The sequence below is a fragment of the Burkholderia singularis genome, from assembly GCF_900176645.1.
Lineage (GTDB): Bacteria > Pseudomonadota > Gammaproteobacteria > Burkholderiales > Burkholderiaceae > Burkholderia > Burkholderia singularis.
Map to the genome: position 1 here is coordinate 83046 of NZ_FXAN01000126.1, position 21985 is coordinate 105030.

Sequence of the window (21985 nt, forward strand, 5' to 3'; positions counted from 1 at the left end):
ATGCTCTATCGCGCGCGGGCCGCGGAATCCGCGCGGCGAATGCTCTAAACTGACAAGTTTAAATGACCTCGTTCGCGCGCGCCGCTCGCGCCGATTGCGCATGACAGCCCCCGACGCACCTGATTCCTCTTTCGAACCCAAGCAGATCCTCGCCCAATTGCCGCACCTGCCGGGCGTTTATCGCTATTACGACGCGCAAGGCGCGGTGCTTTACGTCGGCAAGGCGCGCGACCTGAAAAAGCGCGTGTCGAGCTACTTCACGAAGACTCAGTTGTCGCCGCGTATCGCGATGATGGTGACGCGCATCGCGCGCGTCGAGACCACCGTCACGCGCTCGGAGGCCGAGGCGCTGCTGCTCGAGAACAACCTGATCAAGGCGCTTGCGCCGCGCTACAACATCCTGTTTCGCGACGACAAGTCGTACCCGTACCTGAAGCTGACCGGCCACCGTTTTCCGCGAATGGCGTACTACCGCGGCTCGGTCGACAAGAAGAACCAGTATTTCGGACCGTTTCCGAGCGCATGGGCGGTGCGCGAGAGCATTCAGATCCTGCAGCGCGTGTTTCAGCTTCGTACCTGCGAGGACTCGGTGTTCAACAACCGCACGCGGCCCTGTCTGCTGCATCAAATCGGACGATGCTCGGCGCCGTGCGTCGGCGCGATCGGCGAGGACGACTATGCGCGCGACGTCGGCAACGCGTCGCGCTTCCTGCTCGGCCGCCAGAGCGAGGTGATGGGCGAACTCGAGCAGAAGATGCATGCGTTCGCGGCCGAGCTGAAGTTCGAGCAGGCGGCCGCCGTGCGCAATCAGATGAGTTCGCTTGCGAAGGTGCTCCATCAGCAGGCGATCGAGGTCGGCAGCGACAGCGATGTCGATATTCTCGCCGTCGTCGCGCAGGGCGGCCGCGTGTGCGTGAATCTCGCGATGGTGCGCGGCGGCCGGCATCTCGGCGACAAGGCGTACTTTCCGGCGCATGTCGACGGCGCGCTGCCGCTCCCGGAGGCGGCGGCCGACGCGGAGCACGCGCAGCGGGACCGCGCGGCGGCGGGGGATGCGGCGCGCGACGTCGGCGGCGCGCCGGCGGAGACGGGGGCGGGCGGCGCCGATCCGCAGGATGCCGAAGTAGCGGTTGCCCGGAGTGGCACGACGACGGACCACGCGGCGCCACGCGGGCCGCAGGACGGCCGCGCGCGCGACGCCGAATCGGCGCAGGCCGAGACGGCCGAAGCCGACGAGGCCGCCGATAGCGCCGAAGCCGAAGTCGCGCCGCTCGAAACCGAAGTGCTCGAAGCGTTCATTGCGCAGCACTACTTGGGCAATCGCGTGCCGCCGGTGCTTGTCGTGAGCCATGCGCCCGCGAATCGCGAATTGTTCGATCTACTGACCGAGCAGGCCGGGCACAAGGTATCGTTGGTTCGGCAGCCGCAGGGGCAACGGCGCGCATGGCTCACGATGGCCGAGCAGAACGCGCGGCTCGCGCTCGCGCGGCTGCTGTCCGAACAGGGCTCGCAGCAGTCGCGTACCCGCGCGCTCGCCGACGTGCTCGGCTTCGAGAGCGACGATCTCGCGCATTTGCGCATCGAGTGCTTCGACATCAGCCATACGATGGGCGAGGCAACGCAGGCGTCGTGCGTCGTCTATCACCATCACAAAATGCAGTCGTCCGAATATCGGCGCTACAACATCTCTGGGATCACGCCCGGCGACGACTACGCGGCAATGCGTCAGGTGCTCACGCGTCGCTACGAGAAGATGATCGAGGAAGTGGCGGCCGAGACCGCGAGCGATGCGGCAGTCGGCATCGACGCGGATGCGGCGCAGGCAGCCGCGTCGGTCGCGCGGCTGCCGAACATCGTGCTGATCGACGGGGGGCGCGGCCAGGTGGAAATCGCGCGTCAGGTGTTCTCCGAGCTTGGGCTCGACTGCTCGATGCTGGTTGGCGTTGCAAAGGGCGAGGGGCGCAAGGTCGGGCTCGAAACGCTCGTGTTCGCCGACGGCCGCGCGCCGCTCGAACTCGGCAAGGACAGCGCGGCGCTGATGCTCGTGGCGCAGATCCGCGACGAGGCGCACCGCTTTGCGATCACCGGCATGCGTGCCAAGCGTGCGAAGGCGCGTCAGACCTCGAGGCTCGAGGAACTCGAGGGCGTCGGCGCGAAGCGCAGGCAGCGATTGCTCGCGCGCTTCGGCGGATTGCGCGGCGTCGTTGCGGCGAGTGTCGACGAATTGGCGAGCGTCGACGGCATTTCGCGCGCGCTCGCCGAGCAGATTTATCGGCAGCTGCATTGACCGAACGCTTTGAACGATTGCGCGCCGGGGCTTGAGGGCGCCGGCGCACCGGCGCCGACGGTTCGTTCGCGCTTGCGCCGCTTCGGCCCGCTTCGAGCCGCTTCGAGCCGCTTCGCGACGGCGATTCGCGCCGCTTCGGCCTGCCGCTGCGGGTGGCCGCGATTTCCCCCGGCCGGCATGTGCGTTGCCGCGATGGCCGCCGCTCACGCTCGTCCCCGCCGGGCGGCAAGTAGGATGCTAGGCCGGGCGCGTTGCTTGTGGCAGCGCGCCCGGCGCGGCACAATTGCACATCCTCCAACCGTATCGCATGCCATGCCGTTTAATTTCCCGATCTTTCTGACGTGGGTGCGAATCGTGCTGATTCCGCTCGTCGTCGGCGTGTTCTATTTGCCGGACGTGATGCTGAGTGCCGAGCACCGCAATCTGGCCGCGGCGGTGATTTTCATCCTCGCCGCGCTGACCGATTGGTTCGACGGCTTCTTCGCCCGCAAATGGAACCAGACGTCGGCGTTCGGCGCGTTTCTGGACCCCGTCGCCGACAAGCTGATGGTGACGGCGGCGTTGCTGATGCTCGTGCAGCTTTCGCGGATCGACGCGGCGATCGCGCTCGTGATCATCGGCCGCGAGATCGCGATTTCGGCGCTGCGGGAATGGATGGCGCAGATCGGCGCATCCAAGAGCGTGGCCGTGAATTCGCTCGGCAAGTTCAAGACTGCTTGCCAGATGACCGCGATTCCAATGCTGTTGTACTACGGCCAGTTGACGCTCGGCGGAGGCATTGCGCTCGACACGCGCACGTTGGGCTTGTGGCTCATCTATCTCGCGGCGGTGCTGACGATCTGGTCGATGCTGTATTACATGAAGCTCGCGTGGCCACAGATACGCGAGCGCGGCGGGGCAGCGTGAGCGTTCCGGAGCCGGACGCAGTGGCAGAAGAAAAAGGGCGCGAAAAACGCTTGACACACAAATCTAGTTTTCGCATAATCTCGTTTCTCCACTGCGAGGTGCTCTGAACGGCGCGGCGGAGAGAAGCAAAATGCGGGAGTAGCTCAGTTGGTAGAGCGCAACCTTGCCAAGGTTGAGGTCGCGAGTTCGAGACTCGTCTCCCGCTCCAGGTTTCAGTGCGGCATTTTGCTGGTATGTGGTTTGGCAAAGTCTGCAAATGCAGGATGATGCGGGAGTAGCTCAGTTGGTAGAGCGCAACCTTGCCAAGGTTGAGGTCGCGAGTTCGAGACTCGTCTCCCGCTCCAGAACAAGGGGAAGCCGGGCTTCCCTTTTTGTTTGATAGGCTCGCTGAGCTTTTGAATCCAATCTGCGAATCGTTCATGTGCCGCTGGCGCCGTGCCGATTCGACAGTCCGCTTACGGCGCGATAGCAAAGCGGTTATGCAGCGGCCTGCAAAGCCGTTTAGGCCGGTTCGACTCCGGCTCGCGCCTCCAAGTAGAACGAGAAAAAGCCCTGAGAAATCAGGGCTTTTTCTTTTTCTAGCCTCGCTTTCATTCTTGCAAGAAAGTTGCCTAGAGTGGCTGTGAAAGAACGTGATCGGGCTACAAAGGTCGATTACACCTCTTGTCCCGTGCACGAATCGACCAATGCCGCGACAGTCGGATTGGGGTCCTTCCTCCGCCACACAAGGGCGACTTCGTATGGCACCGGTGTCCCGGGGCCGGTGAGTCGCCTGAACTTCACGCTCGCCATATCGGTTGACGCGAGCGCTTCGGGCACCAGGCCAACGCCCAGGTTCGCCGCTACGAGTCCGATGATCGTGTCCATTTGCGTTGCACGCTGTACCACGTGCGGAGCGAAGCCGGCGGCGACGCATGCGTTGACGATTGTTGCGTACAAGCCGGGCCCTTCAGTCGGTGGAAACAGAATCCAGGGTTCGCGTGCGAGTGCCGCGAGCGGTACGGAACGCCCAGGCGCCACAGCCAGCGGATGATCTGCAGACAAAACGGCAACCATGCGACTCTTCAACAATCTGCGCTGCGCAATATGCAGGCCGACCTCGGGCTCAAGGGGTAATACAACAATCCCGGCATCGATCCGGTCCTCGTCCAGCGCGGCAAGCTGCTGGCTGGTGGTCGCCTCGGTGAGATCGAGCGCCACGCCGGGATGGGTGTGTCGAAAACGCGAAATCAAGGGCGGCAAGACATGCCGTGTGGCGCTCGCAACAAAACCTATTCTGAGGGCGCCTATCAGCCCCTGACCCGCACGCTGGGTAAGTTCAATTGCGCGCTGTGCCTGGTCCAGCGTTCTGCGCGCCTCTTCGCGTAGAACCGCGCCCGCCGTCGTCAAAGCCGTCACGCGGTTGCCGCGTTCCAGCAGGCGCACGCCCAGCAGTGATTCCAACTGCCGGATTGCAGCCGTCAGCGGCGGTTGAGCCATGTTTAACCGCTCGGCCGCGCGATGGAAGCTCATGGTTTCCGCGACGGCGAGAAACTGTTCAAGTTGGCGAAGTGTAAGGGTAGCCATATGATGAGAGTATCAAACCTGGTGCTTAATCGTATTGGACGTATCGTGGTTTCGGTCTTAATTTGTACTCTTTCAAACGAATCGAGCCAGAAAATGACCGAGAAAAAACATGCAGTCGTGACGGGGGGCGCGAGCGGTATCGGGTTGGGGATTGCGCGAGCCTGCATCGACGCGGGCTACCGCGTGACGATCATAGGTCGAAACGAGCAGCGACTGCGAGAAGCCGTCGCGACGCTAGGGCCTGCAGCCACTTATAGACAGGCCAATGTAGGCCAGCGCAGGGAAGTCGAGCACGCACTCGTGAATATCGAGCGCGTGGATTTGCTGGTCAATGCGGCGGGGTTCATGCGGCCCGTGAGCCTTGGCGCCGCGCTCGAGCAGGCGGAATCCGATTGGGATGCGATCATCGAAGCCAACCTCAAAGGCAGTTTTTTAATGGCGCACGTCGTCGCATCACGCTTGCCCCGTACCGGCGGGCGTATTGTCAATATCAGTTCGATCGGCGCGCAGACCGGCGGCAGCCGGTCCGGGGGCATGGCGTATGCGGCGGCGAAGGCTGGTTTGCACGGCCTTACCTTCGCACTTGCGAGAGAACTCGCGCCGCGTGGCTGTACGGTTAACGCGATTGCGCCGGGTTTTATCGCTGGGACGGGATTCACTGGCGCATGGTCTGACGAACGTGTTGACGCGATCGTCGCAGAAACCCCGGTGGGCCGGCCAGGCACGCCGGACGACGTGGCCGCAGCGGTCGTTTGGCTCGCTTCGGAGGCTGCGAGCTTCGTGACCGGCACCGTCATCGCTGTCAATGGGGGATGGCGGATAGGCTAAACATTTCCGCCGTCTCCGGATCATCCGGCTCAAGCGCTTCAGCGCCCATGCGACTGTCGCATTTATCTCGGGACGAGTTGGGTTACCCGCAATTCAAGGCGGATCGACCCAATTCTTTCCGGGTGTAGGATTTCATCTGCGCCTCGACATGGCAGGGCTGCCGCTTCCCAAAGGGGCTCCCTGCCGGGCATAGAGGGTTTTGATGAGCGATGCGCCCGCCCGCCGTATCGTCGGCCGGCGCGTCAGTTCCGATCCCCTTTGCTAGCAGAGGGCTTTCGATCCATCACTGCCTCCCGGAAAGAAACACTATGCGAATCTATGTGACGAGCATCTTCGTCGATGATCAGGCCAAGGCGTTGGCTTTCTATACCGGCAAGCTCGGGTTCGAGCTGAAGCGCGATGTCCCGGCCGGGGCGTATCGCTGGCTGACCGTGGTGTCGAAAGCGCAGCGCGACGGAACGGAACTGCTGCTCGAACCAAGCGTTCACCGCGCCGTGGCGCCTTACAAGCGTGCGCTATTCGAGGATGGAATCCCGGCGACTTCGTTCCAGGTCGATGACATCGACGCCGAGTTCAAACGGCTGGAGAGCCTGGGCGTCAAGTTCACACAGGCGCCGATGGATGCAGGCCCGGTGCGCATCGCCGTCTTCGATGATACGTGCGGCAACCTGATCCAACTGGTGCAAATGCTTGGCGAGCAGGGCTGATGTAGGTGCGCATCGGTTCGCGCCGTCCGCGAAAAGAACGGCCGTTCCCGAGCCTCTTGCTTCCTCGTGTGTTCCGATGCGCGTGGCGCAGCGTTCGACTTTCCATTCTGACGCATGCCGGCGGCGTGGCAGAATGCGCGAGTGCGCCTTTGGCCCGTATTGGCGGTTCGAACGATGCGGCATCGATCGCGCGCGCGTCCGTTCATCTCATCGCCCGGTAAAGCCCGCATGCACCCACCCGTCAACGAATCACGGCAGCCCGTATCGTCGCCGTGCGCGATGCGGCGCAGGCTGCGTCGGATCGTCTTTGGCCCGCACGGCATTCGCGCCGGGTGGGGCGTGTTGCTGTTCGTAGCGATCTTTGCGCTGTGCATCGGCGCGATGGCGTTCGTCGCGCGCCGGCTGATGCCGATGCCGCATGACGACGGCTCATTGTCCGTTGCCGCCGGTTTCGGGATGGAGTGCATGCAATTGGCGGCCGTCGCCATTGCGACGGCCGTGCTCGCGAAATGCGAGCGGCGCTCGCCGTTCTCGTTCGGCCTGCAGGGCCGCGCTCGTGTTCGCCGCCTGTTGTTCGGCGTCGGCTACGGCTTCGTCGCGATTTCGTGTCTCGTTCTCGTGCTGTCGTATGCGGGCTATTTGAGGCTCGATGCGCCGTCGTTGCACGGCGGCCGTACCTGGGTCTATGCGGGGGTCTGGGGGGCGTCGTTCATGATGACCGGCCTCTTCGAGGAAACGCTGTTGCGCGGTTATTTGCAGTACACGCTGACGCGCTGGATCGGGTTCTGGTGGAGCGCCGTAGTGCTGTCCGCGTTGTTCGGCGCGATGCATGCGCTGAGTTCGGCCGAAACGGCGGCCGGGCTCGTGTCGGCGGCGCTGTTCGGCGTCGTTTTTTGCTTGTCGCTCTGGTATACGGGCTCGCTGTGGTGGGCGATCGGCTTCCATGCGGCGTGGGATTGGGGCGAATCGTATTTTTACGGCGCGGCGGACAGCGGCCGGCTCGTCGAGGGCGTGCTGTTCACCGCGCATCCGGTTGGCAACGCATGGTTGAGCGGCGGGGCTGCCGGCCCCGAAGGCAGCTTGCTCGTGTTCGTGGTGCTCGCGGTGATGGCCGTTGCGATGCGTGCGTGGTGGGGGCGCCGCCATGTGCGTTCGCCGTTCGCAGACAAACAGCGGCTCGCGCCGGACAGGCGTTGAGCAGCGGGCGCGGTTGCGTCGTGCCCGCTGCGCTCGGGCGGCTACGAATCGCACTCACGCGATGCGCGGGCTATGCCCGCCACGTGCCAGGCATGCATCGATGGGCTCGTTGGCGCGCTCGTTCAGCGGCGTTCGGCGTGCCGCGCCCACGCGAGTTCGACGAACACCTCGCATAGCGCTTCCATGCCGTTCGCATCGTCGTCATCGAAGCGCGCGACATGCGGGCTATCGACATCCCATACCCCGATCAGCGTGCCGTCGCGTGCGACGAGCGGCACGACGATTTCCGACTGAGTCGCCGAATCGCAGGCGATATGGCCGGCAAACGCATGTACGTCGCGCACGACTTGCGTGCGGCGGGCCTGCGCGGCGGTGCCGCATACGCCTTTGCCGAGCGCAATGCGCACGCACGCTGGTTTGCCCTGAAATGGCCCGACGACCAGTTCGCGGCCGTCGTAAAAATAGAAGCCGGCCCAGTTCAGCCCGTCGAGCGAGTGGTAGACGAGCGACGAGAAATTCGCCGCGTTGGCAACGATATCGGTTTCCGCTTCGATCAACGCGCGCGCCTGTTGCGCGAGTGTGGCGTACAGCGCGGGTTTCGACGTTGGAAGCGCTTCAGAAAGTTGGAACATGGTCAATCGGGATCAGCATGAACGAGCCGGGTAAAACGGCAATTTATCTAGTTTACGGGAAATTCGGCGTCGAGCCGGGGCATAATCGGAATCCACGCACGCATTGTTTCATTCGGACATTCGGAAGTCAGATCATGCCTCTATCTCCGCACCCCGGTTCCTCGTCGACTGCCGCTCCCCAGCCGTCTGCGCTGCTCGAATGGCGCTGGAAGCCGTTCGATGCGCTCACGCCGCATGAAATCTACGCGATTCTCGCCGCGCGCAACGCGGTGTTCATCGTCGAGCAGCACTGCGTGTACGGCGACGTCGACGGCGTGGACCAGAAGGCATGGCATCTCGGCGGATACGATGAGGCCGGCCGTCTCGCATGCTATGTGCGGGTGTGGCTGTCCGATGCGCCGGAGCCGGACGTGCTGATCGGCCGCGTGCTGACGACGCAGCCGTTTCGCGGCATGGGCGTCGGCAACGCGATGCTCGGGACCGTGCTCGAGCGCATTCGCGAGCAATGGCCGAATCGACCGATCAGCCTGCATGCACAGGCGCATTTGCAGGCGTTCTATCGCGCGTTCGGTTTCGCGCCGAGTTCGGACGTGCATGACGAGGACGGCATCGCGCACGTGTGGATGCGGCTGCCCGCATGACGAGCGGCGGCACACGGGCCGCGCGCTGGGGCGGGTGGCGGCCTGATCCTCGCCGAAGCTTCTTCGGCAGCCGGCCGCGCGTTGGCGGGCTGCTTGTCCCTCGTTTGCTGTTTGCCGATCGTCCGTGGGGACCGCCGGCCGCGCGGCGCGTAACGGTTGTTCGTTCCGATACGGACGCGCGGCTTGCCGCGTCACGGCGCCGGGCGGGCGGTGCGCGAGCGCCGTGGCGGCATGTCGGCGCGGGCAAGCCGTTCGTCGCGCAAACGGCCGCGCGCCGATAGACGCAGCCAATGACGCAGCGCGATCAGCGCGCCGATCACGCTCATCATCGAGCCGGGAATCCACAGCAGCAGCCCGCCGATCTGTTGGTCGCGCAGCGGGCTCAACCAGGTGAATGCCCGTCCGCAGATCGAATAGATCGGATACAGCTCGCGCGGCGTGAAAAAAATCAGCGCGCCGAGCACGATCTGCGGCACGATCGCGGCGACCACGACCAAGATCCGGCGGCCGGGCGCGAGCCGCGCGGGCGGCGCGGGGCGGGGATCGACGACGAGCCACCAGAACAACAACCCGTCGATCACCATGCTCCAGTTCATCACGCGATAAAGCCGCCAGTCGAGCATCGCGACGAAGTGGATCGGTGACAGCAGCCAGAAATAGATCAGTCCGACGAACAGCACGACCGCGACGACCGGATGGAAGACGACGTCGAGCGTCGCGCGCACGAACGGCTGCGCGAATGCGGGGCGCACGAAGCGGCGGCGCCACGCGAGCGGCATGCCGGCGCGGATCGCCGCGCCCGGATACGACAGCGCGATGAAGAACGGCCCGAGATGATGCAGCACCAGATGCTGCGCACGATGCATGAAGAACTCGTGCTCGAAGAAGTAGTCGAGCCGCGTGTGCAGCGCGACGTAAAGCGCGGCGAGCCCGAACCAGAACGACACGCGCCGCGATGTCGATACGCGGGCCTTGCGCGCGCCGCGCGCGAACAGCACGGCCGCGGCGAGCACGGCGATCACGACCGTCGGAGAGGGCTCCCACGGTTCCAGCCAATACAGCAGATTCATCGCGCGCCGCCCGGTGGTTACTGAGCCGTGGCAGGCGCTTTCACGGCGAACGGCGTATCGAGTTTCTCGCCGTCCGAGAATTCGAGGCGCAGGTGCACGGTATCGCCCGGCTTGATCGCGTGCTTGGGCTCCTCGAGCATCAGGTGATAGCCGCCCGGCGCGATATCGACCTTGCCGTGCGCGGGGATCGTCAGCTTGTCGACCATTTCCATCTTTTGCGTCGAGCCGTTCGACACGGTCCGGTGCAGCATCACCATCCCGTAGTCGGGGCTGTCGACGTCGACCAGATCGACCGGCTTGTCGCCGGTGTTGACGAGCGTCACGTAGCCGGCGGCCGGCAGCTTGTTCGGCAGCCAGCGCAGCCACGCGTTCTGCGCGGCGATCGGTGCGGGGCCGGCGGCGGCTGCATGCAGGCTGAGCGAGAGCGCGGCGAGCGTGACGACGGATTTCAGTTTCGAGTTCATAGGCGGGACGTTGAGTGAGTTCCGGTTCAGGAACGACGGTCGATGATCCGGCGCAGATCAGCGGCGATCGCGTCGGGGGAATCCTGATCGGTCGCGAGCAGGCGTGCGCGGCCTTGCGCGTCGAATACATAGACGGCGGAGCTGTGCGTGACTTCGTAGCCGCCGCACGGATCGCGCTTTTCCATCTGGTACGCGACGCGATAACGCTTGGCGAGCTGCTCGATCTGCCGCTCGCTGCCGGTGAGGCCATAGGCGTGCTCGGCGTCGAATGCGCCGACATAGTCGCGCATGGCGGCGGGCGTGTCGCGCGCCGGATCGACCGACACGAACAGGATGCGCACGTCGCGCGCGCCGGGGCCGAGCAGCGCGAGCACCTGCATCAGCCGCGCCATCGTGGCCGGGCAGACGTCCGGGCAATGCGTGTAGCCGAAGTAGACGAGGGCGGCGCGGCCGCGGAACGCGGCTGCGTCGATAGGCTTGCCGTCCTCGCCCGTCAGCGAGAACGTCAGGTCGGGCAGGTGGCCGGTGACGTTCGTCAGGCGCCACGGCTCGCCGCCCGGCGAGCAGGCGGCGAGCGCGAGCGCCGCCACGCATGCGCCGGCAATGCCCGCGATACGCGGGCGTCGCGTCGTGGCGGGTGCCGCGACGCGGCGGCGCGGCGTGAAAAATGCAAACGGCAGCGGAAGCGGCATCGGCAAATCCGGTTCGAATCGATTTCGCGCGCGACGGCGGTGGGCGGGCAGCGCTTCAGACGACGGCCGGCGGCGCCGGCTACTGTGGCGCGCCGTGCGTTGCCACGAGCACACGGCAGCGCTCAATCGCGGCTTTTGCCGTATCGCGGGCCGGGCCGCCATCTCGAAAACCACCGCGGCGAATGCGGCACGGTCTGCGGCGGACGGGCCGGCGAAGCCCGCGCGGAGCGCGCTCGGCGGTTGCGACTGTAGCGCAATTTGATCGGGATCGTCTTTTCGAAATGCGGGGCGCGCGCCGAAGCGGGGCAAAATGTCGCAGTGCCGCGTGTGTGCCGGAGCATCGGCGGCCGGCGGTTGCCGCCGCGCTTTTTTCATCGCGCGGGTAAGGCGCGGTAAGATGCGCACATTCGCACGGCGGGCGCGCCCGCCGGCGGCCATTCTGATCAGCGAATCGATGCAATCCGTTCCGGCTTCCGTTCCTTTTACCCGTACCGCGTTCTTCTTCGATTTCGACGGCACGCTCGTCGATCTTGCGCCCACGCCCGACTCGATCCACGTGCCGCCCGATCTGCCCGCGCTTGTCGACACGCTGCGGCGCCTGTCGCACGGCGCGGTCGCGATCGTATCGGGACGCGGAATCGACAGTATCGATGCGTTCCTGAACCTGTCCGATCTGCCCGTCGCCGGCCTGCACGGCGCGGAGCGGCGCGACGCGAACGGCGATACTCAGCGCATCGGCTTCGACGATCCGCGCCTGCTGCGCATCGAGCGCGAACTCGCGGCGCTGGTCGACCGCCATCCGGGGATGCTGCTCGAAATCAAGGGCGCGGCGCTCGCGCTGCATTTCCGGAATGCGCCGGAGCGCGAAGGCGTCGCGCGCGCGGCGCTCGAACGGTTCGTCGACGACTATCCGGACGCCTACGTGCTGCAACCGGGCAAGATGGTGTTCGAGATCAAACCGAAGGGCGTCGACAAAGGGCGCGCGGTGGCGGCGTTCTTGAACGAGCCGCCGTTCGCCGGCCGCATGCCGGTGTTCGCGGGCGACGATCTGACCGACGAACAGGGCTTTGCGGTCGTCAACGCATGCGGCGGGCTGTCGATCAAGGTCGGCGCGGGCGATACGATGGCGCGCGCGCGGATCGACTCGGTCGCCGCGCTGCGCGCGCAGCTCAAGCGCTGGATCGACGCGGAGCGCGCGCCGGCATGAGTCGTCTGATCATCGTGTCGAATCGCGTCGCGCCGATCTCGGAAGGGGAACCCGCGGCGGGGGGGCTGGCGATCGGCGTCTACGACGCGCTGCGGGAAACGGGCGGGATGTGGTTCGGCTGGAGCGGCGAGGTCGTCGCGTCGGGCGCGCCGCAGATCCGCATCGACGAGCACGGGCCCGTGACGTTCGCGACGATCGGCCTCGCGCGACGCGATTACGATCAGTACTACCGGGGATTCTCGAACGCGACGCTCTGGCCCGCGTTCCATTACCGTACGGATCTGATCCAGTACGACCGCCACGAATTCGACGGCTACGCGCGCGTGAACGTGTGGCTCGCGCGGCAACTCGTGCCGCTGCTGCGCGACGACGACGTGATCTGGGTCCACGACTATCACCTGATTCCGTTCGCCCAGGCGCTGCGCGCGGCGGGCGTCGCGAACCGGATCGGGTTTTTTCTGCATATTCCGTTTCCGGCCGCGCAGGTGCTCGTCAACGTGCCGCCGCACCGCGAGCTGGTCGAGGCGCTGTGCTCGTTCGATCTGCTCGGCTTTCAGACCCGGGTCGACCTGCGGGCGTTTTGCGATTACGTCGAATCCGAGGCGGGCGGCGAGGTCGAGCGCCGCGCGACGGGCCCGGCGATCGTGCGCGCGTTCGGGCGCACGCTGCGCGCGAACACCTATCCGATCGGCGTCTACCCGGACGAGATCGCCGCGCTCGCAAAGGCGGGCGAGAACGGCCGCGCGGTGCGTTCGCTCGCCGCGTCGCTGCGCGGGCGCCAGCTCGTGATGAGCGTCGACCGGCTCGACTATTCGAAAGGGCTCGTCGAACGCTTTCGCGCGTTCGAGAAGCTGCTCGAGCATGAGGCGTCGTTCCGCAATCGGGTGTCGTTTCTGCAGATCGCTCCGTCGACGCGCGCCGATTTGCGCGCGTATCAAGACATGCGCCGGCAGCTCGAGGGCGAGTCCGGGCGGATCAACGGGCGTTTCGCGGAACTCGACTGGGCACCGATTCTGTACATCCACCGGCAGTACGAGCGGCCGGTGCTCGCCGCGCTATACCGGCTCGCGCGCGTCGGCTATGTGACGCCGTTGCGCGACGGGATGAATCTCGTCGCGAAGGAGTATGTGTCCGCGCAGAATCCGGACGATCCCGGCGTGCTCGTGCTGTCGCGTTTTGCCGGCGCGGCGTGCGAACTCGACGGCGCGCTCGTCGTCAATCCGATCGATATCGCGGGGATGGCCGATGCGCTCGCGCGCGCGCTGTCGATGCCGCTCGCCGAGCGGCGCGCGCGTCATGCGGACATGCTCGCGCGGCTGCGCGAGAACAACGTGTCGGTCTGGCGGGACAATTTTCTGCGCGATCTGTCGCGCACGGGCGCGGACGGCGCTGCCTGACGGCGTCCGCGCGACGCTGGCGCAACCTGCCGGCGGCCCGGTGGAAGCGGGGCGGGCGTCGCAGGCCCGTGCAGGTATGGCTGCCGCGCAATGCGCGAAACTCGGCGCGGCGCGGTGTGCGGCTTTTACGCGACGCGTTCGCCGTCCGCCGAAGGCGCGTTGCCGCTCTCGGCGGCGGGCGCATGCCGCCCATGCTGCTTGGCGAGCAGATCGCGATAGAGGCCTGGGCGGTTGCGCAGCACGTCGGGGCTGCCGTCGTCGATCACCTTGCCCGAACTCATCACGATGATCCGGTCGAAGTTGCGCAGCGTCGACAACCGGTGCGCGATCGCGATGACCGTGCGGCCCGTCATCAGCCGGTCGAGCGCCGCCTGGATCGCCTCTTCGGACGCGCTGTCGAGCGCCGAGGTCGCCTCGTCGAGCAACAGGATCGGCGCGTCCTTCAAGATCGCGCGCGCGATCGCGATCCGCTGCCGCTGGCCGCCGGAGAGTTTCACGCCGCGATCGCCGACGATCGTCTCGAAGCCTTCCGGCAGCGCCTCGATGAACTCGGTGCAGCGCGCGTCGCGCGCGGCGGCCAGCACTTCCTCGTGCGTCGCGTCGGGACGGCCGTATGCGATGTTGTCGTAAATCGAGCGGTGGAACAGCGAGATGTCCTGCGGCACGAGCGCGATCGACTGACGCAGGCTGTCCTGCGTGATCGACGCGAGATCCTGGCCGTCGACCTTGATCGTTCCTTTCTGTACGTCGTAAAAGCGTTGCAGCAGCGCGAGCACGGTGGATTTGCCCGCGCCCGATTTGCCGATCAGGCCGACGCGCTGGCCTGCCGCGATGTGCAGGTCGAAGTGGTCGAGAATCGGCCGGCGGTGCGGGTACGCGAACGTCACGCGCTCGAAGTCGACGCGCCCGCCCTTCGGCGCGAGCGCGACCGCGTCGGAACGGTCGGGCATGCCGTGCGGCTCGAGCAGGGTCTGCACCGCTTCGGCCAGGCGTGCGACATGCTGCGTGACGTCGACGAGCGCGACGGCGAGATCGCGCGTGCCGTGCAGGATCGTAAAGCCGAGCGAGCTGACGAGCACGATGTCGCCGGACGTCGCGCGCCCCTGGTTCCACAGCCACAGCGCCCAGCCGAGCAGGCCCGCCGACAGCATCGCGGTGATCACCGCATGCAGGAGCCGCAGCTTCTCGAGATAGAGCAGGCTTTGCTGGCGCGCATCCATTTCGGCCTTGACGGTGGCGGCAAAGCGCTTTTGCTCGCGCAGCGTCATGCCGAACGCGCGCACGAGCCCCATGTTGCCGATCACGTCGACGAGTTCGCCGTCGACGGCCGCCGCCTTCGACGCGAACCGGTGATGGCGCACCGAGCCGCGCTTGGCGAGCCTGAACAGCACGACGGCGAGCACGGCCGAGCACGACAGCAGGCCGAGCGCCATCTGCGGATTGACGACGATGATCATCAGGATCGCGCCGAGCACGGCGATGCACGGCGGCAGCACGTTCCACGCCATCGTGTTCTCGGCCGTATAGATCGCGTTCGACGTTGCGGTGATCCGGCTCGCGAGCGTGCCGGGCTGCTTCTCCGCGTAATAAGTCTGCGAGTGGCCGCTCAGATATTGAAACAGGTCGCGGCGCAGATCGCCGGTGACCGCGACGAACGTGTGCGCGGCCACCCAGCCGCCGACGCGCCACATCAGGTTATCCGCAGCGATCAGGCCGACGAGGAGCGCGAACGCGCTCCATAGCGGGCCCGGATGATTGCGCCCGGCCGCGAGCACGTCGATCAGGTGCTTGATCGCGTACTGCGAGCCGAGCGCGCAGCCGACCGCCGTGAGCACGCTCGCGAGTACGACGATATGCGCGACCGGATGCATCCGGATGTAGCGCATCAGGAACGCAAGCGGGCGCTGCGCGTAGCTCGCGAGCTTCGCGTTGTGGGCATTGCGTTGAGCGGGAGTGAGAGCTTCCAAAATCAATGCGTGTGGAGAAACGAGGGTTGAGTGTCGCGTGTTGGCCGCCGTGCCGCAAATGGTTCGGAATCTGTCCAAAAAGCGGGCATGAACGAGCGGGCGAAAGTCGGCATTGTAAACAAGCCGGCGGATGCGTTGCGCCTGGCCGGTGGCACGCGTGGGGATGCAATGCGTTTTAGGATAAAATCTCCGGTTTGGCAGCGGAACCGGACACAATTACTCTAAAGTGGTCTGCTGGTTTGAAGATCGACAAAATGTTGCATCTTTGTAACAACGTAAAGAGTTTGAAATGCCGCGCGTCGGCCCGCGCGCGATCACCGATAATCCCATCCGGGTTTGCCCTTATCCGGCACTGTTTTACGGAAATCTGTCAACGGATTGACCGCTGAACCGTTATACGCGCGGTGTAATCGATCCGCGGCAGCTTTGCTCTGTTTTCTTGCCGATTTTTTTAGGAGGTACGCATGCGAATCGCTCAAATCGCTCCGTTGCACGAAGCGGTTCCCCCGAAACTGTACGGCGGTACCGAACGGGTGGTGTCCTATCTGACCGAAGCGCTCGTCGAGATGGGGCATGACGTCACGCTGTTCGCGAGCGGCGATTCGCAGACCTCCGCGAAGCTCGAGGCGGTGTGGCCGCAGGCGCTGCGCCTCGATCCGACGATTCGCGACGTGATGGCGCCGCACATGCTGCTGCTCGAGCAAGTGCGCCGCCGCGCGGACGAATTCGACGTGCTGCACTTCCATATCGACTATTACCCGTTCTCGCTGTTCTCGCGCCAGCCGGTGCCGCATCTGACGACGCTGCACGGCCGCCTGGATCTGCCGGAGCTGCAGCCGATCTTCAACACGTTCGACAACGTGCCGGTGGTGTCGATCTCCGACAACCAGCGCATGCCGCTGCAACAGGCGAACTGGCTGTCGACCGTCCATCACGGCCTGCCCGAGAACCTGCTGAAGCCGCTGCCCGGCGTGAAGCCGAGCTACCTCGCGTTCCTCGGCCGCATCTCGCCGGAAAAACGCGTCGATACGGCGATCCGGATCGCCGAGCAGGTAGGCATGCCGATCAAGATCGCGGCGAAGCTCGACAAGGCGGACCGTGCGTACTACGAAGAGAAGATCAAGCCGCTGTTCTCGCTGCCGCACGTCGAGTATATCGGCGAGATCAGCGAGGCCGAGAAGGCCGAATTCCTCGGCAATGCGCATGCGCTGCTGTTTCCGATCGATTGGCCGGAGCCGTTCGGTCTCGTGATGATCGAGGCGATGGCGTGCGGCACGCCCGTGATCGCGTTCAAGCGCGGCTCGGTGCCCGAGGTGATCGAAAACGGTGTATCCGGCTTTGTCGTCGAGGACGAGCTGTCGGCGGTCGCCGCGGTCAAGCGCCTGTCGACGCTGCCGCGCGAGCGCGTGCGCGCGGCGTTCGACGCGCGCTTCACGTCGAAGGTGATGGCGCGTAATTATGTGAAGGGTTACGAAGAGCTGCTGCGCCAGAAACGCCGCACGGTGCTGCGCGAAGTCAGCGCAGGCTGACGCGCGCGTCGTCGCGCGGCGCTTGCATGCGCCGCGGCGCCGTACATCGATGGATGCCCCGCCGGGCTTGGTCCGGCGGGGCATCGTGCATTTCGGCGGGCGGTTTTTCCGCCATTCGGCGCGCCGACGGGCATCCCAGATGCTATGGCGCATCCCGAGGCGGCGCGGCGCCGGCCTCGCGCGCGAGGCCAGCGGTGCCGATTGCGCGCCGCCGTGGCGGCCCGCGTCGCCGGGCCGCCGGCATTGGCACGCGTTGCCGCCGATCTGTTGTATCCGCGCCGCGCCGCCACGGCGGGAATCGCCGCAAACCGGCGATTTGCCGCCTGCCGGCGTCAGCCTGACAAGCAATGTCCCTATAATGGCCGTGCCGTAAAATCCCGCCCCGGCAGGGCCGTCATGAGGAGAAAGTTTTGGCGAGAACGAAAACCACGCGCGCGACACCGGCTCCCGGCTCGGGGACCATTTTCGCGTTGCGAGCCATCGGTCTCGTGTTCCTCGCCCGGTGGCTCTTCTCGATGTCGCTGATGGGATACCGCGCATCGCTGTCGGCGATGGCGTCGTCGCCGTGGGCGTGCATCAACGTCGTCCTGATTTTCCTGCTGCTCGTTCTTCCCGGCGCGCAAGCGCGCGCCGAGCGTCCGTACCATCCGCTGCCGCAGTGGCTGCGCCAGGCGCTGCGCCTGTTCGCGCTGCTCGGCTTCGTGTTCGCCGCGTGGTCGGTGGGCGTGTTCGCGTGGGCGGCCGGCTGGCGGCGCGCGCTGCATGCGCTGGCTGTCAGCAACGGCTGGCTGCTCGCCGCGCCGGCGCTCTATGCGGCCGTCATCTGGATGTGCCGGCCGCGTGCGCTGTGGCGCACGAATGTCGCCGCGCGCCGGTTTGCGATCGGCCGCTATGCGATCGCGCTCGATGGGGTGACGCGCACCGTCGTCGTCTGGATGGAAAGCCGCAAGGTCGGCCAGTACGACGCACGCGAGCTGTCGGTTCGCTGGCCGGAGGCGGCCGGCGCCGCCGGGCGGCGGGGCGGCGCCCAAGGAATGTCGTCGCCCGCTGCGGGGGCGATGCCGGTTGCGACGGCGGAATCGGTTTTGATCGAGCGCGCGGCGCCAGGCGATGCGGGGGCTTCGCAACAGGGTGCGGCGTCGGACGGCGCATCGGGATTGGCCGGCACGCAGGCTTCGAGCGATGCGCGGCCTTCGGTTGAGACGCCGGTTTCCGGTGCGGCGCCGATCGCGGCCGCCGCGCCGAGCGATACGCCCGCGCCAAACGAAGCGCCGCCTCCGGCCAGCGCGCCGCGGCCCGTTTCGCCGGAACCAGCGCCGGCCCCGGCTGCGTCGGCTGTGTCGGCCGCGAGGCCGGCCAGACGCGGATTCGCGCGGCCGAAGATCGAACTCGTTTGGGATTCGCCGGCCGCGGTCGGCCACAATCGCCAGCTCGTGCTGCGCACGCCGCTCGCGACCGAAGGCGATCGTATCGCGGCGCGCGCGCTCGACGCGTCGCTCAAGCAGATCGCGTAACGTATCGCGCGGCGCGCTCGCCGCCGCTTGCGCGCTGCCCGCTTCCGACACCAGGAGGACCGATGCTGACCGTTCGATGGTTGCTGGCTGCCGTGCATCTGATTGCGTTCGGTTTTGCGCTGACGTCGATCGCTGCGCGCAACCGCGCGTTACGGCGTGTCGCGGCGTCCGCGCAGCGGGCCGATCTGCCCGGCGTGTTCAGCGCGGACGCGATTTGGGGCATTTGCGCGCTCGTGCTGATCGCGACAGGCGCCGTCCGCGCGTTCGGCGGCTTCGAGAAGGGTGGCGATTTCTACCTGCACGCGCCGCTCTTTCATCTGAAGATGGGCGCGCTCGCGCTGATTCTCGTGCTCGAACTCATTCCGATGGTGGGGCTGATCCGTTGGCGTCTGACGTTGCGGCGCGGGTTGATGCCTGATCTGGGCCGCGCGCGCGCCTATGCGCAGATCGGCCACGTGCAGGCGGTGCTGATGATCGTGATGGTGTTTGCCGCGGCCGGGATGGCGCGCGGTGTTGGATTCTGACGCTGCGCGCCATCCCGATTTGCGATTCGATTTGCGATGCGTTGCGGGCGGCGGCGCATATCCACCGCACCGGCGCCTCAGCGCCCCGCGCCCCCGCGCCCCGCGCGTCAGACGACGTTGCGCTCGACGATCGGCCGCCCCGCGAGTACGCGCTCGAAGCCGAACGGCGACAGGTCGAGCGATACATACCGCCCGTGCAGAATCCATTCCGCGACGCCGCGTCCCGCCGCCGGCCCCTGCTGCAACCCATGTCCGGAGAAGCCGTTCGCGAAGAGGCAATTGTCGAGGTCCGGATGCGGGCCGATGATCGCGTTTTGATCGAGCACGTTGTATTCATAGTAGCCGGACCAGCTTCGCACGACCCTGAGCGCCTCGAACTGCGGCACGCGATGCGCGAGGGTCGGCCAGATCAGTTCGTCGAACAGCGCGTGATCGACGTCTTCGAGCGGCAGATCGTCGAAATCGCGTTCGGCGGGCGGCGCCGCGCCGCAGAGGAACGACGCGCCCTCGGGCCGGAAGTAGACGCCGCTCGGATCGACGACGAGCGGGCAATGCGGCAGCTCGGCCGGCGAAGTGACGTTGAAGATGCTGCGGCGGCGCGCATGCACCGGCAGGTCGATGCCGACGAGCGCGGCGAGCGCGCGCGCCCACGGCCCGGCCGCGTTGACCGTCACGTCGCAATCGTAGGCGCGGCCGTCGCCGGTCATCAATTGCCGCACGCGCCGCCCGTCGATCCGCGCGTGCGTCACGTCCGCGCGCACATATTGCGCGCCGAGCGCCTGCGCCTTCCTGCGCAGTGCCTGCACGAGCCCGTAGCCGTCGAACCAGCCTTCGCCGCGCTCGCCGAAGCAGCCCGACGCGAGATCGCCGGTATGAAGCCACGGGAACGCGGCGGCCAGCGCGTCGCGCGGCAGGTAGCGGATCTGCGCGCCGAGCGAGGTCTGCAGCGCGTGGTTGGCGCGTAGCGTCGCATCGCCGTCGGGCGTCGCGACGAACAGATAGCCGCCTTCGCGAAGGTCGACCGACGGCCGCTCGCCGTCCACTTCGAGCCGTTCGCCGATCGAGCGCAGAAATTCGATGCCGAACAGCGACATCCGCACCGACAGCGGCGTCGAGAACTGCTGCCGGATCGACGCCGCCGACAACGCGGACGACGCGCGCGCGTAGGTCGGGTCACGCTCGATGACGGTGACGGCGACGCCGGGGTCCATCGCGCGCAGATGGTAGGCGGTTGCGCTGCCGATCACGCCGCCACCGACGATGACGACTTTCGAATGCATCGGATCTCCATTAAAAAGAAAACACGAACGGCGCACCGAGACGGGTGCGTGGCGCGTCTGTCAGCCGCCCTTCGTGACGATGGTCTGCCAGACGCCGTTTTTCACGCGGTACAGCGTCGACATGCCGCTTTTCAGCGAGCCGTCGCCGCTGAATGCGATGCGGCCCGTGATGCCGTCGAAGTCGATCTTGGCGAGCACGGGCCGCCAGCGCGCGGGCTCGGTCGAGCTTGCGGCCTGCATCGCCTTGATCGCGGCCCACGCCGCGTCGTAGCCGAATTGCGCATACGATAGTACGTCGACTCCGAAGCGTTGCTTGTAGCGGCGCTCGAAATCCTTGCCTTGTGGCAGTTGATCGAGCGGCCGGCCGTATTCCCACGCCATCGCGCCTTCCGCCGCGGGGCCGGCGATCTTGATGAATTCGGCATCGCGCACGCCGCCGCCGCCAACGAACTGCGCACTCAGCCCCAACTGGCGCATCTGCTTGATGAAGTTCGCGGCAAGCGAATCGAGGCCGCCGAAGAACAGCAGGTCGACGTTCCTGCTCTTCAGGCTCGTGATCTGTGCGCGGAAATCGACCGCCTGATTGTTCGTGTATTCGCGCGCGACGATCGAGCCGCCGGCGGCTTTCACCGCGCGCTCGAATTCGTCGGCTTCGCCCTGGCCGAACGCCGTGCGGTCGTCGACGATCGCGATGCGCTTGGCCTTCGTGACCTCGACCGCGTAGCGGCCCGCGTTGCCTGCGTTCTGGCCGTCGGTCGCGATCACCATGAACACGTTCGCGAGCCCGCGCGACGCGATGACGGGATTGGTCGCGGCCGGATCGATGACGGGAATGCCCGCCTTGTCGTAAATGACCGACGCCGGGATCGTCGTGCCGGAATTGAAGTGGCCGACCACCGCCGACACTTGTTTGTCGACCAGGCTTTGCGCGGCCTGCACGCCGATGCGGGGATCGGCCTGATCGTCCTCGACGACGAGCTCGAAGCGCGCGGGCTTGCCGGCGATCTTGATCTGTTGCGCGCGGGCATCGTCGAGCGCGAGCTGCACGCCGTTTTGCAGGTCCTTGCCGTAGCCGGCATTGACGCCTGTGAGCGGCGCGGCGAAGCCGATTCGCACCGGCGTTTCGTCGGCGGCGCGCACGGCGGCGGATGCGCTGAGCATGCCGCAAACGAGCGCGACGCGGCAGGCGGCCCAAGAGGGTGACGAGCGGAGTTTCATGTGGCTTCCTTGATGGCGATACATGAACGGGTAGCGCGGCGTGTACGCGGGCGCGATGCTTGCGGGCCGCCTGCCGTTGACGCGGGCGGCGCTCGCGATCTCTTTATAGGGAGCCAAATTGAGCGAGTCTTGTCGGTTTGGGATGCGCCGGATGCGGATTTGCGCACAAGGCGGGCTGTGGACGGGAAGCCGCGGCGTGTGGTGAGCGACGGCACGGTCGCGAAGGAAGGGGGCAGGGGCGGCGCAACTGCGATCGCGTGCGGCGGCGCGGCCTGGGCTGCAACGCGACGGAAGATGTGCCGGCGGCGGCAGCGCAATCGAATGGCGGGACTTGGCGAGCGGTCGCGACGACGCCGCGC

Annotated in this window: 19 protein-coding genes and 3 tRNA genes; 14 read left to right on the forward strand and 8 right to left on the reverse strand. The window is 66.3% G+C overall.

The window, feature by feature from the left end:
* The first annotated feature begins 100 nt into the window (after positions 1–100).
* The 5 genes from uvrC (at position 101) to BSIN_RS24355 (ending at position 3726) form a co-directional block, all read left to right on the forward strand.
* A complete protein-coding gene (gene uvrC, locus BSIN_RS24330; protein ID WP_173678752.1) occupies positions 101–2287 on the forward strand; it encodes an excinuclease ABC subunit UvrC in 2187 nt (728 codons plus the stop codon).
* 312 nt (positions 2288–2599) lie between these two features.
* Positions 2600–3193: a CDP-diacylglycerol--glycerol-3-phosphate 3-phosphatidyltransferase gene (pgsA, locus tag BSIN_RS24340; RefSeq protein WP_089342314.1), complete on the forward strand. Its 594-nt coding sequence runs from the start codon at positions 2600–2602 to the stop codon at positions 3191–3193.
* Positions 3194–3325: 132 nt separating this feature from the next.
* Positions 3326–3401 (forward strand) — tRNA-Gly (locus BSIN_RS24345).
* A 60-nt stretch (positions 3402–3461) separates the two neighbouring features.
* Positions 3462–3537 (forward strand) — tRNA-Gly (locus BSIN_RS24350).
* A 115-nt stretch (positions 3538–3652) separates the two neighbouring features.
* A tRNA-Cys gene (locus BSIN_RS24355) sits at positions 3653–3726 on the forward strand.
* Between the two features lie 121 nt (positions 3727–3847).
* On the opposite strand, the gene BSIN_RS24360 is transcribed toward BSIN_RS24355, so the two are convergent.
* Positions 3848–4759, reverse strand: coding sequence for a LysR family transcriptional regulator (locus BSIN_RS24360; protein WP_089342315.1), 912 nt, complete (start codon positions 4757–4759; stop codon positions 3848–3850).
* Between the two features lie 93 nt (positions 4760–4852).
* On the opposite strand from BSIN_RS24360, the gene BSIN_RS24365 reads away from it, so the two are divergent.
* The 3 genes from BSIN_RS24365 (at position 4853) to BSIN_RS24375 (ending at position 7491) form a co-directional block, all read left to right on the forward strand.
* Positions 4853–5587, forward strand: a complete 735-nt coding sequence (locus tag BSIN_RS24365; protein WP_069234091.1) for an SDR family NAD(P)-dependent oxidoreductase — start codon at positions 4853–4855, stop codon at positions 5585–5587.
* Between the two features lie 308 nt (positions 5588–5895).
* The gene (locus tag BSIN_RS24370; protein WP_069234092.1) at positions 5896–6294 is read left to right on the forward strand and encodes a VOC family protein; all 399 of its coding nucleotides are present in this window, start codon (positions 5896–5898) and stop codon (positions 6292–6294) included.
* Between the two features lie 228 nt (positions 6295–6522).
* On the forward strand, positions 6523–7491 hold the full coding sequence (locus BSIN_RS24375) for a CPBP family intramembrane glutamic endopeptidase (protein WP_089342355.1): 969 nt from the start codon (positions 6523–6525) through the stop codon (positions 7489–7491).
* 122 nt (positions 7492–7613) lie between these two features.
* On the opposite strand, the gene msrC is transcribed toward BSIN_RS24375, so the two are convergent.
* Positions 7614–8123 (reverse strand): free L-methionine (R)-S-oxide reductase MsrC, encoded by a 510-nt coding sequence (gene msrC, locus BSIN_RS24380; protein ID WP_059519223.1) that lies wholly within the window; start codon positions 8121–8123, stop codon positions 7614–7616.
* 134 nt (positions 8124–8257) lie between these two features.
* Here msrC and BSIN_RS24385 point away from each other — a divergent pair, with 134 nt between their 5' ends.
* Positions 8258–8764: a GNAT family N-acetyltransferase gene (locus tag BSIN_RS24385; protein WP_059519225.1), complete on the forward strand. Its 507-nt coding sequence runs from the start codon at positions 8258–8260 to the stop codon at positions 8762–8764.
* A 191-nt stretch (positions 8765–8955) separates the two neighbouring features.
* On the opposite strand, the gene BSIN_RS24390 is transcribed toward BSIN_RS24385, so the two are convergent.
* The 3 genes from BSIN_RS24390 to BSIN_RS24400 are packed head-to-tail and all read right to left on the reverse strand — an operon-like array spanning position 8956 to position 10990.
* Positions 8956–9834 carry a cytochrome c oxidase assembly protein gene (locus BSIN_RS24390; RefSeq protein WP_089342316.1) on the reverse strand — a complete coding sequence of 293 codons (879 nt, stop codon included), beginning with the start codon at positions 9832–9834 and terminating at the stop codon, positions 8956–8958.
* Positions 9835–9851: 17 nt separating this feature from the next.
* The gene (locus tag BSIN_RS24395; protein WP_059519229.1) at positions 9852–10298 is read right to left on the reverse strand and encodes a copper chaperone PCu(A)C; all 447 of its coding nucleotides are present in this window, start codon (positions 10296–10298) and stop codon (positions 9852–9854) included.
* Positions 10299–10324: 26 nt separating this feature from the next.
* Positions 10325–10990: an SCO family protein gene (locus tag BSIN_RS24400; protein WP_173678753.1), complete on the reverse strand. Its 666-nt coding sequence runs from the start codon at positions 10988–10990 to the stop codon at positions 10325–10327.
* Positions 10991–11387: 397 nt separating this feature from the next.
* On the opposite strand from BSIN_RS24400, the gene otsB reads away from it, so the two are divergent.
* Entirely contained in the window at positions 11388–12197 is an 810-nt protein-coding gene (gene otsB / locus BSIN_RS24410; protein ID WP_089342317.1) for a trehalose-phosphatase, read from the forward strand.
* On the forward strand, positions 12194–13594 hold the full coding sequence (otsA, locus tag BSIN_RS24415; protein ID WP_089342318.1) for an alpha,alpha-trehalose-phosphate synthase (UDP-forming): 1401 nt from the start codon (positions 12194–12196) through the stop codon (positions 13592–13594). Before otsB ends, otsA begins: the two co-directional genes overlap by 4 nt.
* A gap of 125 nt (positions 13595–13719) precedes the next feature.
* Here otsA and BSIN_RS24420 read toward each other — a convergent pair whose 3' ends face one another.
* Complete coding sequence (locus BSIN_RS24420) at positions 13720–15561, reverse strand: ABC transporter ATP-binding protein (protein ID WP_089342319.1); 1842 nt, start codon at positions 15559–15561, stop codon at positions 13720–13722.
* Positions 15562–16025: 464 nt separating this feature from the next.
* On the opposite strand from BSIN_RS24420, the gene BSIN_RS24425 reads away from it, so the two are divergent.
* The 3 genes from BSIN_RS24425 to BSIN_RS24440 all read left to right on the forward strand — a co-directional run bounded on the left by BSIN_RS24425 (position 16026) and on the right by BSIN_RS24440 (position 19128).
* On the forward strand, positions 16026–17090 hold the full coding sequence (locus BSIN_RS24425; RefSeq protein WP_089342320.1) for a glycosyltransferase family 4 protein: 1065 nt from the start codon (positions 16026–16028) through the stop codon (positions 17088–17090).
* Between the two features lie 410 nt (positions 17091–17500).
* Positions 17501–18604 (forward strand): hypothetical protein, encoded by a 1104-nt coding sequence (locus BSIN_RS24435; protein ID WP_089342322.1) that lies wholly within the window; start codon positions 17501–17503, stop codon positions 18602–18604.
* Positions 18605–18666: 62 nt separating this feature from the next.
* The gene (locus BSIN_RS24440) at positions 18667–19128 is read left to right on the forward strand and encodes a DUF2214 family protein (RefSeq protein ID WP_082712031.1); all 462 of its coding nucleotides are present in this window, start codon (positions 18667–18669) and stop codon (positions 19126–19128) included.
* 107 nt (positions 19129–19235) lie between these two features.
* On the opposite strand, the gene BSIN_RS24445 is transcribed toward BSIN_RS24440, so the two are convergent.
* Complete coding sequence (locus BSIN_RS24445) at positions 19236–20408, reverse strand: NAD(P)/FAD-dependent oxidoreductase (RefSeq protein WP_089342323.1); 1173 nt, start codon at positions 20406–20408, stop codon at positions 19236–19238.
* A 60-nt stretch (positions 20409–20468) separates the two neighbouring features.
* Positions 20469–21626, reverse strand: a complete 1158-nt coding sequence (locus tag BSIN_RS24450; RefSeq protein WP_089342357.1) for a branched-chain amino acid ABC transporter substrate-binding protein — start codon at positions 21624–21626, stop codon at positions 20469–20471.
* Between the last annotated feature and the right edge of the window lie 359 nt (positions 21627–21985).

Bases quoted from the DNA above. Each gene is read 5' to 3' on its own strand.
- uvrC (WP_173678752.1), top strand. From the start codon at position 101: ATGACAGCCCCCGACGCACCTGATTCCTCTTTCGAACCCAAGCAGATC.
- pgsA (WP_089342314.1), top strand. From the start codon at position 2,600: ATGCCGTTTAATTTCCCGATCTTTCTGACGTGGGTGCGAATCGTGCTG.
- BSIN_RS24360 (WP_089342315.1), bottom strand. From the start codon at position 4,759: ATGGCTACCCTTACACTTCGCCAACTTGAACAGTTTCTCGCCGTCGCG.
- BSIN_RS24365 (WP_069234091.1), top strand. From the start codon at position 4,853: ATGACCGAGAAAAAACATGCAGTCGTGACGGGGGGCGCGAGCGGTATC.
- BSIN_RS24370 (WP_069234092.1), top strand. From the start codon at position 5,896: ATGCGAATCTATGTGACGAGCATCTTCGTCGATGATCAGGCCAAGGCG.
- BSIN_RS24375 (WP_089342355.1), top strand. From the start codon at position 6,523: ATGCACCCACCCGTCAACGAATCACGGCAGCCCGTATCGTCGCCGTGC.
- msrC (WP_059519223.1), bottom strand. From the start codon at position 8,123: ATGTTCCAACTTTCTGAAGCGCTTCCAACGTCGAAACCCGCGCTGTAC.
- BSIN_RS24385 (WP_059519225.1), top strand. From the start codon at position 8,258: ATGCCTCTATCTCCGCACCCCGGTTCCTCGTCGACTGCCGCTCCCCAG.
- BSIN_RS24390 (WP_089342316.1), bottom strand. From the start codon at position 9,834: ATGAATCTGCTGTATTGGCTGGAACCGTGGGAGCCCTCTCCGACGGTC.
- BSIN_RS24395 (WP_059519229.1), bottom strand. From the start codon at position 10,298: ATGAACTCGAAACTGAAATCCGTCGTCACGCTCGCCGCGCTCTCGCTC.
- BSIN_RS24400 (WP_173678753.1), bottom strand. From the start codon at position 10,990: ATGCCGCTTCCGCTGCCGTTTGCATTTTTCACGCCGCGCCGCCGCGTC.
- otsB (WP_089342317.1), top strand. From the start codon at position 11,388: ATGCGCACATTCGCACGGCGGGCGCGCCCGCCGGCGGCCATTCTGATC.
- otsA (WP_089342318.1), top strand. From the start codon at position 12,194: ATGAGTCGTCTGATCATCGTGTCGAATCGCGTCGCGCCGATCTCGGAA.
- BSIN_RS24425 (WP_089342320.1), top strand. From the start codon at position 16,026: ATGCGAATCGCTCAAATCGCTCCGTTGCACGAAGCGGTTCCCCCGAAA.
- BSIN_RS24440 (WP_082712031.1), top strand. From the start codon at position 18,667: ATGCTGACCGTTCGATGGTTGCTGGCTGCCGTGCATCTGATTGCGTTC.
- BSIN_RS24445 (WP_089342323.1), bottom strand. From the start codon at position 20,408: ATGCATTCGAAAGTCGTCATCGTCGGTGGCGGCGTGATCGGCAGCGCA.
- BSIN_RS24450 (WP_089342357.1), bottom strand. From the start codon at position 21,626: ATGAAACTCCGCTCGTCACCCTCTTGGGCCGCCTGCCGCGTCGCGCTC.